General features: G+C 64.8%; 16 protein-coding genes. 7 read left to right on the forward strand and 9 right to left on the reverse strand.

What is annotated here, in order from left to right; translation table 11 throughout:
• The first annotated feature begins 141 nt into the window (after nt 1-141).
• The gene (locus VE26_RS15315) at nt 142-2856 is read left to right on the forward strand and encodes a DNA translocase FtsK (RefSeq protein WP_084620580.1); all 2715 of its coding nucleotides are present in this window, start codon (nt 142-144) and stop codon (nt 2854-2856) included.
• Nucleotides 2857-2930: 74 nt separating this feature from the next.
• Here VE26_RS15315 and VE26_RS15320 read toward each other — a convergent pair whose 3' ends face one another.
• On the reverse strand, nt 2931-3233 hold the full coding sequence (locus VE26_RS15320) for a hypothetical protein (protein ID WP_152658867.1): 303 nt from the start codon (nt 3231-3233) through the stop codon (nt 2931-2933).
• 105 nt (nt 3234-3338) lie between these two features.
• Here VE26_RS15320 and VE26_RS15325 point away from each other — a divergent pair, with 105 nt between their 5' ends.
• On the forward strand, nt 3339-3971 hold the full coding sequence (locus VE26_RS15325; protein WP_046105998.1) for a LolA family protein: 633 nt from the start codon (nt 3339-3341) through the stop codon (nt 3969-3971).
• 75 nt (nt 3972-4046) lie between these two features.
• Here VE26_RS15325 and VE26_RS15330 read toward each other — a convergent pair whose 3' ends face one another.
• Nucleotides 4047-4859 (reverse strand): undecaprenyl-diphosphate phosphatase, encoded by an 813-nt coding sequence (locus tag VE26_RS15330; protein ID WP_046105999.1) that lies wholly within the window; start codon nt 4857-4859, stop codon nt 4047-4049.
• A 110-nt stretch (nt 4860-4969) separates the two neighbouring features.
• Between VE26_RS15330 and VE26_RS15335 the strand changes: the two genes are divergently transcribed.
• From VE26_RS15335 to VE26_RS15350, 4 genes are read left to right on the forward strand one after another with little or no spacing between them, the layout of a single operon-like run.
• Entirely contained in the window at nt 4970-5650 is a 681-nt protein-coding gene (locus tag VE26_RS15335; RefSeq protein ID WP_046106000.1) for a glutathione S-transferase family protein, read from the forward strand.
• 42 nt (nt 5651-5692) lie between these two features.
• A complete protein-coding gene (queG, locus tag VE26_RS15340; protein WP_244465713.1) occupies nt 5693-6814 on the forward strand; it encodes a tRNA epoxyqueuosine(34) reductase QueG in 1122 nt (373 codons plus the stop codon).
• Nucleotides 6814-7686 (forward strand): SDR family oxidoreductase, encoded by an 873-nt coding sequence (locus VE26_RS15345; RefSeq protein ID WP_052715953.1) that lies wholly within the window; start codon nt 6814-6816, stop codon nt 7684-7686. The genes queG and VE26_RS15345 overlap by 1 nt, the downstream gene beginning before the upstream one ends.
• Complete coding sequence (locus tag VE26_RS15350) at nt 7683-8339, forward strand: GNAT family N-acetyltransferase (protein ID WP_046106002.1); 657 nt, start codon at nt 7683-7685, stop codon at nt 8337-8339. Before VE26_RS15345 ends, VE26_RS15350 begins: the two co-directional genes overlap by 4 nt.
• Here the strand turns inward: VE26_RS15350 and VE26_RS15355 are convergent.
• Complete coding sequence (locus tag VE26_RS15355) at nt 8336-9139, reverse strand: alpha/beta hydrolase (RefSeq protein ID WP_046106438.1); 804 nt, start codon at nt 9137-9139, stop codon at nt 8336-8338. The two genes, VE26_RS15350 and VE26_RS15355, sit on opposite strands and share 4 nt — an antisense overlap.
• Before the next feature lie 155 nt (nt 9140-9294).
• Here VE26_RS15355 and infC point away from each other — a divergent pair, with 155 nt between their 5' ends.
• Nucleotides 9295-9831, forward strand: a complete 537-nt coding sequence (gene infC, locus VE26_RS15360) for a translation initiation factor IF-3 (RefSeq protein ID WP_200897274.1) — start codon at nt 9295-9297, stop codon at nt 9829-9831.
• Between the two features lie 69 nt (nt 9832-9900).
• On the opposite strand, the gene VE26_RS15365 is transcribed toward infC, so the two are convergent.
• The 6 genes from VE26_RS15365 to irrA form a co-directional block, all read right to left on the reverse strand.
• A complete protein-coding gene (locus VE26_RS15365; protein WP_052715954.1) occupies nt 9901-10278 on the reverse strand; it encodes a DUF4354 family protein in 378 nt (125 codons plus the stop codon).
• Nucleotides 10279-10374: 96 nt separating this feature from the next.
• Nucleotides 10375-11271, reverse strand: coding sequence for a ribokinase (locus VE26_RS15370; protein WP_046106004.1), 897 nt, complete (start codon nt 11269-11271; stop codon nt 10375-10377).
• On the reverse strand, nt 11268-11807 hold the full coding sequence (locus VE26_RS17250) for a DUF1697 domain-containing protein (protein ID WP_052715955.1): 540 nt from the start codon (nt 11805-11807) through the stop codon (nt 11268-11270). The genes VE26_RS15370 and VE26_RS17250 overlap by 4 nt, the downstream gene beginning before the upstream one ends.
• Nucleotides 11807-12406 (reverse strand): YdeI/OmpD-associated family protein, encoded by a 600-nt coding sequence (locus VE26_RS15380; RefSeq protein ID WP_046106005.1) that lies wholly within the window; start codon nt 12404-12406, stop codon nt 11807-11809. The genes VE26_RS17250 and VE26_RS15380 overlap by 1 nt, the downstream gene beginning before the upstream one ends.
• A gap of 3 nt (nt 12407-12409) precedes the next feature.
• Nucleotides 12410-13246 carry an arylamine N-acetyltransferase family protein gene (locus VE26_RS15385; protein ID WP_046106006.1) on the reverse strand — a complete coding sequence of 279 codons (837 nt, stop codon included), beginning with the start codon at nt 13244-13246 and terminating at the stop codon, nt 12410-12412.
• A gap of 109 nt (nt 13247-13355) precedes the next feature.
• On the reverse strand, nt 13356-13802 hold the full coding sequence (irrA, locus tag VE26_RS15390; protein ID WP_046106007.1) for an iron response transcriptional regulator IrrA: 447 nt from the start codon (nt 13800-13802) through the stop codon (nt 13356-13358).
• Nucleotides 13803-13840 lie beyond the last annotated feature (38 nt).

Genomic DNA, 13840 nt, shown 5'->3' on the forward strand with positions numbered 1-13840 from the left:
CATGGGCCGCACACCCGGGTCTTTCAAACAGGCGCAAGGCAATCGCTGATGGTTAGCACGCGATTAACCACACACCGCTAGCATGCGGCTCATATCGGCCCATTCGATGGTTTGCGGGCCGGCAAAGAGTAATGCGTGTCCATGCCTAGCCATCCTGTCCCCACGATCGACGATGTCCGCCCCGTATCCTCGCGCAGCGGCACCCGTTCTTCCGGTTCCAAGAGCAGCGCCAAGGCGCCCACGCCGCCCCCGGCCATTGCCATCCGCATTCCCCTGCGGATTGCGGGTCTGGTCCTTCTGGGTCTTTGCGCCATCATCCTGACGTCGCTCGCCTCCTGGTCGGTCGATGATCCTTCCCTGTCGCTGGCCACCAGCAAGGCGCCGGCCAATTGGCTGGGCTTTCCGGGCGCGGTGATCGCCGACCTGATCTTCCAGTTCCTCGGCCTCGCCGGCCTCGTCATGGTCGTGCCGATGGCGCTCTGGGGCTGGGCCATGGCGCGCCGTCACGCCGTCATGCGCCTGGGCAGCCGCGTCCTGGCCTGGATCGGCGCGACCATTCTCGCCGCCGGGGTCTTTTCCTTCATCGCCATGCCTGAAACCTGGCCGTTGCCCACCGGGCTCGGTGGCCTTGCCGGCATGATGTTCGCCTATCTCGCCGCCATGATCGCCGGTTCCGATCCGCAGCCGGTGACCTCCACGCTCTTTGCCATCATCCTGGCTGCGCCGGCCCTGGCGCTGTTCTGGATCGCCATGGGCCTGGGCAGCACCGTGCCGGTCAAGGCCAGCAAGGGCGCCGCCGCCCGCAGGGCCGTCGAAGACGACGAGCGCGACCCCAATCCATTGGTGGAAGTGGCCATGGGCGCGGTGGTGCATATGGGCTATTCGCTGCGCACCGCGTTCCGCCGGGCCCGCGCCGCCCATGCCGAAAGCCGCTCCAGCGAGGACATGGCGCCGTTCGACCATGACGCCGAACCGGTGCTCGAGGGGCGCGCGCCGCGCGTCGAGGTCAGTCCCGAGCCGGTGGTCGCAAGCCCCCAGCGCCATATCCATGCGCCGGTCCAGCATGTCGAACCCAGTTTCGAACCCACCGCCCGCGTGCTGGCCCAGCCCGATTACGACGACGCGGCAATCGACTATCCGGAAGACGAAGAGGACGACGCCGTTCCCTTCGTGGCCGATGTGCCGATGCCGAGCCGCACCCAGCGGGGCGATTCGCGCTTCCATCCGGCCGACCCGGCGGCGCCGCGCGTACCAGTGGCCGCACCCGCGCCGCGCCCGGCCCAGGGCCAGCGCCAGTTCCGCGAGGCCCAGCCCTCCTTCCTCGATGATCCCTCCGGCTTCGAATTGCCGGCGCTCAGCCTCCTGGCGGAGCCCAGGCGTCTGGGCCCCTCGCCCGAGCACGCTCCGGCCCGGCTCGAGGAAATGGCGCGCCAGCTCGAGGCCGTGCTGCAGGATTTCGGCGTCAAGGGCGACATCATCAATGTCCGTCCCGGCCCGGTCGTGACCCTGTTCGAACTCGAACCCGCGCCCGGCATCAAGTCATCCAGAGTGATTTCGCTGGCCGACGACATTGCCCGCTCGATGAGCGCCATTTCGGCCCGCGTCGCCGTGGTCCCCGGCCGCAATGCCATCGGCATCGAACTGCCCAACCAGACCCGCGAAACCGTCTATTTCCGCGAGATGCTGGCGTCCTCGGATTTCGAGAAGATGAAGGGCAAGCTGCCCATTTGCCTGGGCAAGACCATCGGCGGGGAGCCCGTCATCGCCGACCTGGCGCGCATGCCGCACCTGCTGATCGCCGGCACCACCGGGTCGGGCAAGTCGGTGGGTATCAACACCTTCATCCTCTCGCTGCTCTACCAGATGACACCCGAGCAGTGCCGCATGATCATGATCGATCCCAAGATGCTCGAACTGAGCATCTATGACGGCATCCCGCATCTTCTGACCCCCGTGGTCACCGACCCGCACAAGGCGGTGGTGGCGCTCAAATGGGCGGTGCGCGAGATGGAAGACCGTTATCGCAAGATGAGCAAGATCGGCGTGCGCAATATCGACGGCTTCAACCAGCGCGTCGCCGAAGCCGCCAAGGAAGGCCGGGTCATCACCCGTACGGTGCAGACCGGGTTCGACCGCGAAACCGGCGAGGCCATCTTCGAGAGCGAGGAATTCGATCTCCAGCCGCTGCCCTATATCGTCATCATCGTCGACGAAATGGCCGACCTGATGATGGTGGCCGGCAAGGACATCGAAGGCGCCATCCAGCGGCTCGCCCAGATGGCCCGCGCCGCCGGCATCCACATGGTGACCGCGACCCAGCGCCCGTCGGTGGACGTGATCACCGGCACGATCAAGGCCAACTTCCCCACCCGCATCTCGTTCATGGTGACCTCCAAGATCGATTCGCGCACCATTCTGGGCGAGCAGGGCGCCGAACAGCTCCTGGGCAATGGCGACATGCTCTACATGGCCTCTGGCGGCCGCACGAAGCGCCTGCACGGCGCCTTCGTGGCCGATAGCGAAGTCGAGGCGGTGGTGACCCATCTCAAGAGCCAGGGCACGCCCGACTACCTCGAGAACATCACCGAGGAAGACGAGGACGGCGGCGGCTTCGGGGACGATGCGGCCGGCGGCAGCGGCGGGGGCAATTCGGGCGACGAGCTCTATGACAAGGCCGTCCATATCGTCCTGACCGACAAGAAGGCTTCGACCTCCTATGTGCAGCGGCGCCTTGGCGTCGGCTACAACAAGGCCGCCACGCTGATCGAACGCATGGAGCAGGAAGGGGTGATCAGCCCCGCCAACCATGCCGGCAAGCGCGAAATCCTCGTCGGCAACAATGCCGACGGCTATTGAGCCCGATGGGCCCATCCCAAGATCAAGAACCCCGGCGAGGCGCCGGGGTTTTTTATTGCCCGCTGATGCCGGTTTCAGCGGCAGACAGGGCTTTCCGGGCGAGCCTCGAACTGGCGCGGGCCGACAATGGGCGGATCTTCGGCACGCGCGGTGTCAACGATGCGCACCGACAACGTGCAGGGGCCGGCCTTGACCTCGTAGTGATCGGTCTCGACCAGGAGCACGGCCTCGACCGGATGGGCAATGCCCAGGGCCTCGGTCGCCGCCTCTATCACGGCGACGAATTCAGCCTGGCGCTGATAATGCGGGGGCAGGGCGGCAAGGGCGGGCACGCTTGCAAGGCCACCCAGAAAAACGGCCAAAGCGATTGATCTCACGACTGCAAGTCTCCAGATGACGAAACAGTAAGCGGAACTTTCCACCATTTGCCGTATTTGCTGCCTAGATTAGCGTCAACCAGAAGCCTGCGAGGAAACCCCATCATGATTCGACGCCATGCCCTGATGCTCGGTATCGCCGCTGCCCTGGCGCCGGCCTTTCCCGCCCTGGCCCTGGACCGCGCGCTGGCGCCTGAGGAACAGCAGCTCATCGCCGAGATCAATGCGCACAACACCGCCATCCGCACCATGGTGGGGCGCTTCCTGCAGATCGATACCAATGGCGGGCGCACCGAAGGCACGTTCTTCCTCGAGCGGCCCGACAAGATCGCCTTCCGCTATGCCCCGCCCAGCCGCGAGGAAATCGTCTCGCAGGGACGCGGCTTCTACGTGCTCGACCGGCGCGAGGAGACCTATTACGCCTATCCGCAGGATTCCATTCCGCTGCGCCAGTTCCTGGGCAGCGAGATCAACCTGCTCAACGCCAATGTGGTCGACGTCACCACCTCGGACGGCTATCTCAGCATCACGGTGATCGACAATACCGTCGCCGGCACGGTGCAGGTCTCGCTGATCTTCGACATCGAGACCAAGGACCTGGCGCAGTGGACCCTGGTCGAGCCCTCGGGCTCGGAGCTGACCTTCTCGCTCTATGACGTGCAGCAGGGCGTCGAAATCCCCCCGGCCTTCTTCTCCATTCCCTCGACCTATGCGAGCCGCGATCCGTCGCGGCGCTGAGGGCTCCGATCGCCGATAAGAGAAAAGCCGCCCTTCTGGGGCGGCTTTTTGCATTGAGGGGTCGACTGGCAGAGGCTAGAGGCCGAAGACCAGGATGGCGATCAGGCCCGCGCCGCCCACGGCAATGCGCCACCAGGCAAAGGGTGCAAAGCCGTGGCGGGTGACGAAGTCGAGCAGGTATTTGACCACCAGCGCACCCACCACGAACGAGGCGGCAAAGCCGATGGCGATGTTGATCCCCAGGCTCATGTCGATCAGCTCCCGGCTCTTGTAGAGATCGTAGCCGAAGGCGCCGGTCATGATCGGCAGGGCGATGAAGAAGGTGAACTCGGCCGCCGAGCGCTTGGACGCGCCAAACAGCATGGCGCCCACCACGGTGGAGCCGGAGCGCGAGACGCCCGGAATGAGGCTGAGCACCTGGAACAGGCCCACGATCAGCGCCAGATGCCAGGGGAAATGGTAGATGTCATCGTACCGAACATTCTTGGGCATGCGATCGACGATCAGCAGCACGATGCCGCCCAGCAGCAGCGTGGTGCAGATCACCAGCGGCGTTTCGTAGAGCACCTGCTGGATATATTCGCGAAACAGCACCCCGATGATCACGGCGGGCAGGCAGGCCAGGATTACCGCCAGGGCAAAATGCCAGGCATAGGCCTTTCCGGCAAAGGCATCGCGGATCAGCACGCCCAGCTTGGCGAAATAGATGGTGATGACAGCCAGGATCGCGCCCAGCTGGATCAGCACGATGAAGGTGGCCGGCTGGCTCAAGCCGAAGAAGTGGCCAGCCAGAAGCAGGTGGCCAGTGGAACTGACGGGAAGGAATTCGGTAAGCCCTTCGATAATTCCCAGCACCAGGGGCACAAAAAGACCTTGATCGGCGTTCATCTGATCCCCTAACTCGTTTCAAAGGGCCGTTCGCCCTCCTCTTAGCCGTGTTCGGCCATTGCGCCAAGCCGAGGGGAGCAGGGCTGGCCTGCGTCAATTAGAGCCCGTTCATGCCCACTCTCGTGCATTATCCTCTCGATCCCTCATCGCGCCTCGTGCGGCTGATGTGCGCCGAATATGGCGTGCCGCTCGACCTCGAGGAGATCAAGCCCTGGCTGCGCGAGGAGGCCCTGCTCGAGCTCAATCCCGCCGCCACCCTGCCCATCCTGTTCACCGACAGCGAGGATGCGGTGGTGGGCATCATGGCCAGTATCCATGCCGTGGAGGATTTCTATACGCCCGATATCGTCGGGGGGCTGTTTCCCGCCGATCCGCTGGCGCGCGCCGAAATGTGGCGGCTGGTCGAATGGGTTCTGGTCAAGCTCAATGACGAGGTGACGCGCTACCTCGTGGAGGAAAAGATCGCCAAGCGCGACATTCGCGGCGCGACCCCGGAGCCCTCCGTGCTGCGCGCGGCCAAGGCGAACCTCACCGAGCACATGCTCTATTTCAACTGGCTCCTGGCCAGCCGCAACTGGCTGGGCGGGGACGAGCTCAGCCTCGCCGATTTTGCGCTGGCAGCGCATTTTTCCACGCTCGACTATATGGGCGACGTCGACTGGTCCAAGGTGCCGCCCGAAACGCGCGACTGGTATTCGCGCATCAAGTCGCGCCCGGCCTTCCGCACCCTGCTCAACGATCGCGTCGTGGCCATGCCGCCGGCCCGGGGTTATGCCGATCTGGACTTCTAGGGTATTTTTGCCGGAAAGACCGGGTGAAGGCTGAGCGTTCCCTTGCTTGATCCGCAAAAACTCATCGCCGAGCTGCGCAGCCGCGCCCAGGCCCTGGGTTTCGACGCCTTCGGCATTGCCCGGGCCGATGCGCGCCCGGATCTGCCCGACAAGCTGGCCCATGCCCTGGCCGAGGGCTGGCACGCCGACATGGACTGGATGGCCGAGACCGAAACCCGCCGCGCCGATCCGCGCCGGCTCTGGGACGAGGCGCGCTCGGTCATTCTGCTCGGGGTCAATTACGGGCCCGACACCGATCCGATGACGCTTCTGTCGCAACCCGATATCGGCATCATCTCCGCCTATGCCCGCAATCGCGATTATCACGACATTATCAAGGGCAGGCTCAAGGAAGTGGCGGGGCTGTTGGCCCAGCGCGCCGGCGCCGACGTCAAGGTCTTCGTCGATACCGCCCCGCTGATGGAAAAGCCGCTGGCGGAAGCGGCGGGCCTGGGCTGGCAGGGCAAGCATTCGGTGCTGGTGAGCCGCGATTTCGGCTCCTGGCTGTTCCTGGGCGCCATCCTCACATCGCTGGACCTGCCCGCGGACAAGCCCGGCACGCAAAGCTGCGGCTCGTGCACGCGCTGCCTCGATATCTGCCCTACCAATGCCTTCCCCGCCCCCTTCAGGCTCGATGCGCGAAAGTGCCTCGCCTATTATTCGGTGGAGCACAAAGGGGCCATTCCACGCCAGTTCCGCCGGCCCATGGGCAATCGCGTCTATGGGTGCGATGATTGCCTGGCAGTCTGCCCCTGGAACAAGTTTGCCAGCATCAGCCGGGAGGCCAAGCTGCGCAGCCGGCCCGAATTCGAGCGCCCGGCGCTGGCCGAGCTGGTGCAGCTCGATGATGCGGGGTTTCGCGCGCTGTTTTCCGGCTCCCCGGTCAAGCGCATCGGGCAGGCGCGGTTCCTGCGTAATGTGCTGATCTGCATCGGCAATTCCGGCGATGCCGGGCATGTGCCCGCCGTGCTCGACAGGCTCGATGACGCCTCCCCCCTGGTGCGCGGCGCGGCGATCTGGGCGCTGCGGCGGCTCGACCCCGAACGGGCCGATGGGCTAAGGCAGGCGCATCTGGCGCGCGAAGGCGACGAGACGGTACGGGCAGAATGGGACGGGACGGTGTGATGCAGGCATTTTTCTTCGGACTGGGTTTTTCCGCGCAGCGCGCTGCAGCGGTCATGGATGAGACCGGCCGCTACGAACAGATATTGGGCACCGTGCGCAGCCCGCAAAAGGCCGAGGCGCTGACCCATGCCCGCCGGAACGTCCTCGTCTTCGACGGCACTGCGCCGGGCGCGATGGTTGGCCCGGCCCTGCGCGGCGGGGTTTCCCATGTCGTGCTCTCGATCGCTCCCGACGAAACGGGCGATCCGGTCCTGCGCCATCACCGCGCCGATCTCGATGCCGCGGGCGCGCTGGAATGGCTGTGCTATTATTCCACCGTCGGCGTCTATGGCGATTTCGACGGCGCCTGGATCGACGAAAGCGCCCCGCTCGTGCCGCGCAACATGCGATCGGATTATCGCGTCATCGCCGAGCAGCAATGGCGGGATTATGCGGCGGCGCGCGGAGTGCCGCTGACCATCCTGCGACTGGCCGGCATCTATGGCCCGGGCCGCTCGAGCTTCGACAAGCTGCGCGAGGGCAATGCGCGCCGCATCATCAAGGCGGGGCAGGTGTTCAACCGCATCCATGTCGAGGACATTGCCCGCGTCACCGCCCTTGCGGCGGAAAAGCGCCTCGAGGGCACCTTCAACATGGCCGATGACGAACCGGCGCCGCCCCAGGACGTCATCGCCCATGCCGCCGGGCTCATCGGACTGCCGGTTCCGCCCGACATGCCCTTCGAGACGGCGGAGATGACACCGATGCAAAGGAGCTTTTACCGCGACAACAAGCGCGTCTCCAATCGCGCCATCAAACAGGCACTGGGCATCGAGATGCTCTTCCCCAATTATCGCGCGGGCCTGGCCCAGGTGCTGGAGAACGAGCCATGACAGTCAAGCCGGCGAAATCGGCACCGGAGCCGATCGATCTTGTGGGCCGTTACGTGCGGCTCGAACCCTTCGCTGCCCGCCACGCCGCCGATCTTTTTGCCGTCTCGACCCTGCCGGGCGGGGCGGAGCGCTATCGCTGGCTGCCCTCGGAGGCGCCCGCCAGTCTCGCGCAGATGCAAGAGCGTATCCTCGCCTGCAAAGCCGGTCCCGACCGCTACGTGGCCGTGATCGATGATGCGAGCGGGCGGGCGGTCGGCCAGCAGGCGTGGATGCGCATCCGGCCCGAACAGGGCTCGGTGGAAATCGGTGGCATCTATTGGGGCCTGCCGATGGCCCGTTCGCGCCTTGCTACAGAAGCATTCTATCTCTTTGCCCGTCACGCCTTCGACGATCTGGGCTATCGACGCCTCGAATGGAAGTGCAATGACCGCAACCTGCCCTCCAAGGCAGCCGCCTCCCGCTTCGGCTTCACCTATGAAGGGCTGTTTCGCCAGGACATGATCGTCAAGGGAGAGAGCCGGGACACGGCCTGGTTCTCGATCCTCGACGGCGAATGGCCGGCGCTGCGCGCCGAATTTGAACGCTGGCTGGCCCCCGAGAACTTTGACGAGATGGGCGTTCAAAAGAGCAGGTTGGCGGCGGCCAGGTCCTAGGCGGAAATCCCCGCCTTTACGGGGGTGACGTCGGGCGGGAGCATCCCCAGCACGATCCGCTGCAACAAGTCCAGATCCTGGTCGCGGCTCAGGCGGTGGTCGCCATCGGGGATGAGAGTGAGACTGACCGGGTCGTGCAGGATATGGGCCATGAGCTTGTGGGCATGAGCCGGCGGCACGTCGGGGTCCTGTCCACCTTGCAGGATATGGACCGGGCAGCCGGTTTCGATCACCTGGCCGAAGAGGCTGTGCCGGTTGCCGTCCTCGATGAAGCGGCGCGTATAAAGATAGGGTCCGTCTCCGTAGCGGCTGTCGCGCTCGAAAAAGCCCTGCCGATCCAGCTGCTGTCGCTGCGCCTCGGTCATGCGGGCGGGCAGGAGCGTGCTGGTGGCATCCACGGCGGGCGCAATGAGGATGAGACCCTTGAGCGGGCGACCCAGCTGCAGCTGGCGCCGCGCCAGCAGAAGGGCAATCCAGCCCCCCATGGAAGATCCGCACACAATCTGCGGCCCGGGGCCAAGCGCAAAGGCGGCCTCGGCATCCTCGAGCCAGCGGCTGATCGTGCCATCGGCGAAAGTGCCGCCCGATTGTCCATCGCCGGAATAATCGAAGCGGGTGACGGCGAGGCCGCGTTGAGCGCCCAGCGCATCGAGCGCCATGGCCTTGGCGCCGGTCATCACCGAGCGATAGCCGTTGAGCCAGAAGAGTCCAGGCGCGGCCCCGCTCCGATGTTCGACGGCGATCTGGCGGGCCTCCGGCCCCTGTCCGAGGGCGAGGCGGAGCGAATTGAGGGAACCCATGGGCGCAATATCGCTTTTCTCTTGGGAAACCATTGGCGTCTCCTGGTCGCAACAGCGAAGAAATCGCTGGTCCTGCCAGTTGACTTTACGCCCCGGTACCACGATTTTAGGGCCGATTTCAGCCCCGCCTGACAATAGAATAAGGAAAGCTTGCCATTCGCCGTCCCATGAGACCCGTTGCGCCCCAGAAGGATGGGCCGCTTGCCAACGAGGATATCACCAGCCCCGACGTTCAGCTCATCGATGCAGAAGGTGAAAACCGCGGCATCGTACGCACCCGTGACGCGATGGCTGAAGCGCAGGAGCAGGGACTTGACCTTGTCCTGATTGCCGCCAATTCGCAGCCGCCGGTCGCCAAGATGCTCGATCTCGGCCGCTACAAATATGCCGCGCAGAAGAAAGCGGCAGAGGCGCGCAAGAAGCAGAAGGTGATCGAGGTCAAGGAAGTTCAGATGCGTCCGAACATCGATGACCACGATTACGAAACCAAGATGAAGGCGGTGCACCGCTTCCTGGGCGATGGCGACCGGGTCAAGGTGACCATGCGCTTCCGCGGCCGTGAGATGGCGCACCAGGATCTGGGCATGCAATTGCTGCTCAAGGTCAAGGAGCAGACCGAAACCGTGGCCAAGGTGGAAAGCCAGCCACGCTCGGAAGGTCGCCAGATGGTGATGGTTCTGGCGCCGAAATAAGCGCCGAACCCAGAGACGAAAAAGCGGGCCATCGAGCCCGCTTTTTTTTGCCCGGCCGGCGGGGAGCGGTCAGCAGTCGCTGCCGGCACGCACCGCGCTGGCGGTATGGACAGTGATGGAATCGGATGAAAAGACCGCGATGCCGTTGAGCGCCGCGCCGGGCTCGATCATGCCCGTCGTCAGGCTTTCATCGACCGTGTCGAGAACGAAGGTGTCGCCCTCGGCAGTGACCGCCACCAGGCACAGGTCTTCGAGCGCAACCGGCTCGTCCACCGTGTTGGTGAGGGCAATGTCGAAGGACTTGCTATAGGCGATGGTGTCACCCAGAGCCATGGAGCCATTGGCTCGTTCGGTGGCGATGATGGCAATGTCGTCATTGGCCAGAGCCGGTGTCGCGACGGCAAGGGTGGTGAATGCGGCAAGTGCAGCCAGGATCTGTGTCTTCATGATCTCCTCTTGGATTGAGCGGAGATCGATAGCGGACAAATGTGACGACACTCGGTTTGACTGCTTTACCGCCCGTTCGCAAGGAAATGGCTTGAGCTAGCCCGCAAGCACCGCGTCCACATCCGCGCTCTGGGGAATGGCGGGTTGTGCTCCCGGCTTGAGACAGGCGAGGCTTCCCGCTACCGCAGCGCGGCGCATGGCGTCTTCGAGCGAGAGGCCGGCATCGAGCGCGGCCGCGAGATAGCCGCAGAAAGTGTCGCCGGCACCCACCGTATCGACCGGCTCGACCCTGTGCGCGGCAACGGTGATCGCGCCGCCGGGGCCCATGGCGCGGGCGCCCTCGGGACCCAGGGTCACGACGATGGTGCGGCCGGTTTCGGCGACCCAGTCGGCCATGGCGGCATCAAGCTCGGCAATGGGGCGGCCCGAGAGCAGAGAAAATTCGGTTTCGTTGGCAATGACGATATCGGCCAGAGGCGCCAGCGCGCCGGTATCGGGCAGATAGGGTGCCGTATTGAGAATGCTGCGGGCGCCGCGCTCACGGGCGATTTCAAGGGCGCGACGCGTGGCTGCCTGCGGAACCTCCTGTTGCACGAGGAGCGTGTCCGAGGCGGAGAGGTCCTTGAGCCCATGCTCGGCATCATCCGGGCCGATCGTGCCATTGGCGCCGGGCAGGATGGCGATGACATTCTCGCCCTCCGCATCCACGAAGATCATGGCGATGCCGGTGGCCGCCTCGGCCTTGCGCATCCGCGTCAGATCGACCCCGCCCGATTGCAGCAGGTCCAGCGCCAGATCGGCAAAAGCATCCGCGCCCACGGCCGAGACGTGCAGGACCTGGGCCCCGGCCCGCCGCGCCGCCAAGGCCTGATTGGCGCCCTTGCCGCCCGGCGCCATGGAAAAGGTGCCGCCGGCCACGGTTTCGCCGGGCTTGGGCAGGCGGGTGACGGTGCCGATCTGGTCGAGATTGGTGGAGCCGAAAACGGTGATCATTTGAGAATCTTCTCTATCGTGTTCCAGTTGCGCATCGTGTCGAGGGTGCCGCTTGCCAGGCTGGAGTAAAGGGGCCGCAGCACCTCCTCCACATGCTCGGTATAGCGGCCATTGGGCTGCCTATAGGCTGCAATATAGATGTCGCGGGCCCCGATGCCGACAATTTCGGTATCGCCCGGGCGATCGGCAAGGACGAGGTGTTCCGGCAGCTTCTGATCAAACAGCACCACATGGCGAGTGAGGTCGGCGTTCGGATCGAGCCTGCCGAAGGGATTGTCCGCCAGCATGGACGCGATGGTCTCGGCCGGCCGCAGCACCACGCCGACCTTAAAGCCGAAGCGAGCGCCGATGGCGGTTTCGAGCCGGTCGCGCAGGGCGGGCTCGGCCCCATCGGCGGTGAACCGCACATTGCCGCTGGCAAGGACGGTCTTGACCTCGGTGCAGCCGGCAGCCTCGAGACAGGCCCTGAGCTCGGCCATCTGCATCTGCCGCTTGCCCAGATTGATGCCGCGGAGGAACGCGCACCAGACCGGCATCAGCGCGGCTCCAGCTTTTGCGGATAGATGGTTTCGCCCCGGGCCAGCATGGCCACAAAGGTCTCGATCTTTTTTCTGCGTCCGGCCTCGGTCTTCATGCCGATGGTGCGAAAGGTAAGGGCGAAACGGTTCTGGGCGCTGAGCTGGTCATAGACATGCTGCGCAGCCGGGTTGGCGGCGATGGCGGCGAGCAGATCGTCGGGCGGGGCCTGAGTGGTGGCATAGGCCGCATCCCAGCGCCCGTCGGCCCGGGCTGCCGCGACATGGACCGCGCCATGGTCGGTCATCAGCCCGGCATCGGTCAGCCGCTGGACATTGTCGCGATTGACCTGGCTCCACACCGATTTGGGACGGCGCGGGCAATAGCGCTGCACATAGGATTGATCGTCCCAGCTCTTCTTGATGGCATCGATCCAGCCCCAGCAGAGCACCGCATCGATTGCCTCGGTGGGGCTGATGGTCTTGTGGCCGCTGGCTTTCTTGAAGATGCGGATCCAGACTTCTTCCTCGCTCGCGTGGTGGACGGCAAGCCAGTCATAAAAGCTCTGGAAATCGGGAAATTCCCGCAGCCTGTCGAGCCGGACCGAAACGGGCGCCATGGCTTACGCCTCGGGCTCGACCGGCGGCGCCGCCTCGATCACGCGGGCCAGGGCCGGGTCGAGGTCTTCGGCGCTGGGCAGGGTAATGCGGAACACTTCGCTCAGAATCGCCTTGAGCGTCTCGACATCGGGGGCATGGCGCCGCTCGCGTGGTTCGCCCGGCCGGTAGATGCTGAGCCGGTTGCCCGAAAGGGTGCTGCGCACCTCCCCGTCGATCCGCGCCGCGTAGAGCAAAGCACGGCTCTGATATTCGGTCTCCACGAGGCTGTTGATGGCCTCGATCTCGGCCGGGCCCTGCTCGACGAGGTCGAACTGATAGACCCCGCGCCAGTCCTCCCCCACCCTGACCTCGAGCCGCCACAGGGCGTCGTCGCGCAAGAGGCGGAACGTGTCGTTGCCGACCTTCTGCTCGACCCCGTCCCGCAGCTTGAGTGGCGCGGTCAGCGTAAAACTGCTCATGCCCACGTCGCAGAGATAATTGCTGCCCGAAATCTCGACCAGCAGCACCATGTGGCTGATCATCGTCGCGCCGCCCTCGGGCTGTTCCCAGAGGATGCGGGCGGCATGGGCGCGCACGGGGTAATCGAGATCGCGCAAAACGTTCATCAGGAGCGTGTTGTGCTCGAGGCAATAGCCGCCGCGCCCCTTGACCAGCATCTTCTGCTCGAGGCTGGCCTGGTCAAGCTTGACCTTGCGCCCCATCAGCGGATCGAGGTTCTCGAAGGGAATGGCGGCTGGATGAAGCGCATGCAGCGCTTCGAGGGTCCCCAAAGTGGGGGCGATGGAACCGGAAAAGCCGATTCGCTCGAAATAGGCGTTCAGATTGACCTTTTCGGGCATCGACCACCTTTTGTGCTGTTGAAACCGGGACGAATATGGTCGCGCGCAATGGCTTTGTCACCTCGCCTCGCAGCGGGCAACGAGCGCCAATGCCGCTTGACACGGCCGATCAGATGGGAGCCTTGCGCACGCGGATCACCACGTCGACATGGGCGACTTCCATGCCTTCGGGCGCCCGGGGCAGCGACTTGAAGGTCACCGCATCGGCGGGGATGTCGATCATCCGCTGCTCGTCTTCCACGTAGAAATGGTGGTGATCGGAGGTATCGGTGTCGAAATAGGAGCGCGACGCATCGATGGCCACTTCGCGCAGCAGCCCGGCCTCGTGAAACTGATGCAGGGTATTGTAGATGGTGGCCAACGAGACATTGACATTGGCGCTGCCGGCCTCGCCGTGCAATTGCTCGGCGCTGACATGACGATGCGGCCCGCCGAACAGCAGTTCGGCCAGGGCAACGCGCTGCCGGGTCGGGCGCAGGCCGGCCATGCGCAACACCGCCGTCAGGCACGGCTTGCGGGACGGATGGGGCCGGGCGGCGGTAATGCGGTCGGTCATGGGGCCGGTAATGCTCGTCTTTTGGTCCGTAATCCAGC

Source organism: Devosia chinhatensis (assembly GCF_000969445.1).
Taxonomy (GTDB): domain Bacteria; phylum Pseudomonadota; class Alphaproteobacteria; order Rhizobiales; family Devosiaceae; genus Devosia; species Devosia chinhatensis.

Bases quoted from the DNA above. Each gene is read 5' to 3' on its own strand.
- VE26_RS15345 (WP_052715953.1), top strand. From the start codon at position 6,814: ATGCAGGCATTTTTCTTCGGACTGGGTTTTTCCGCGCAGCGCGCTGCA.
- VE26_RS15330 (WP_046105999.1), bottom strand. From the start codon at position 4,859: ATGAACGCCGATCAAGGTCTTTTTGTGCCCCTGGTGCTGGGAATTATC.
- VE26_RS17250 (WP_052715955.1), bottom strand. From the start codon at position 11,807: ATGCCGGTCTGGTGCGCGTTCCTCCGCGGCATCAATCTGGGCAAGCGG.
- VE26_RS15350 (WP_046106002.1), top strand. From the start codon at position 7,683: ATGACAGTCAAGCCGGCGAAATCGGCACCGGAGCCGATCGATCTTGTG.
- VE26_RS15365 (WP_052715954.1), bottom strand. From the start codon at position 10,278: ATGAAGACACAGATCCTGGCTGCACTTGCCGCATTCACCACCCTTGCC.
- VE26_RS15385 (WP_046106006.1), bottom strand. From the start codon at position 13,246: ATGCCCGAAAAGGTCAATCTGAACGCCTATTTCGAGCGAATCGGCTTT.
- irrA (WP_046106007.1), bottom strand. From the start codon at position 13,802: ATGACCGACCGCATTACCGCCGCCCGGCCCCATCCGTCCCGCAAGCCG.
- VE26_RS15355 (WP_046106438.1), bottom strand. From the start codon at position 9,139: ATGGGTTCCCTCAATTCGCTCCGCCTCGCCCTCGGACAGGGGCCGGAG.
- VE26_RS15315 (WP_084620580.1), top strand. From the start codon at position 142: ATGCCTAGCCATCCTGTCCCCACGATCGACGATGTCCGCCCCGTATCC.
- VE26_RS15380 (WP_046106005.1), bottom strand. From the start codon at position 12,406: ATGGCGCCCGTTTCGGTCCGGCTCGACAGGCTGCGGGAATTTCCCGAT.
- VE26_RS15335 (WP_046106000.1), top strand. From the start codon at position 4,970: ATGCCCACTCTCGTGCATTATCCTCTCGATCCCTCATCGCGCCTCGTG.
- VE26_RS15325 (WP_046105998.1), top strand. From the start codon at position 3,339: ATGATTCGACGCCATGCCCTGATGCTCGGTATCGCCGCTGCCCTGGCG.
- VE26_RS15370 (WP_046106004.1), bottom strand. From the start codon at position 11,271: ATGATCACCGTTTTCGGCTCCACCAATCTCGACCAGATCGGCACCGTC.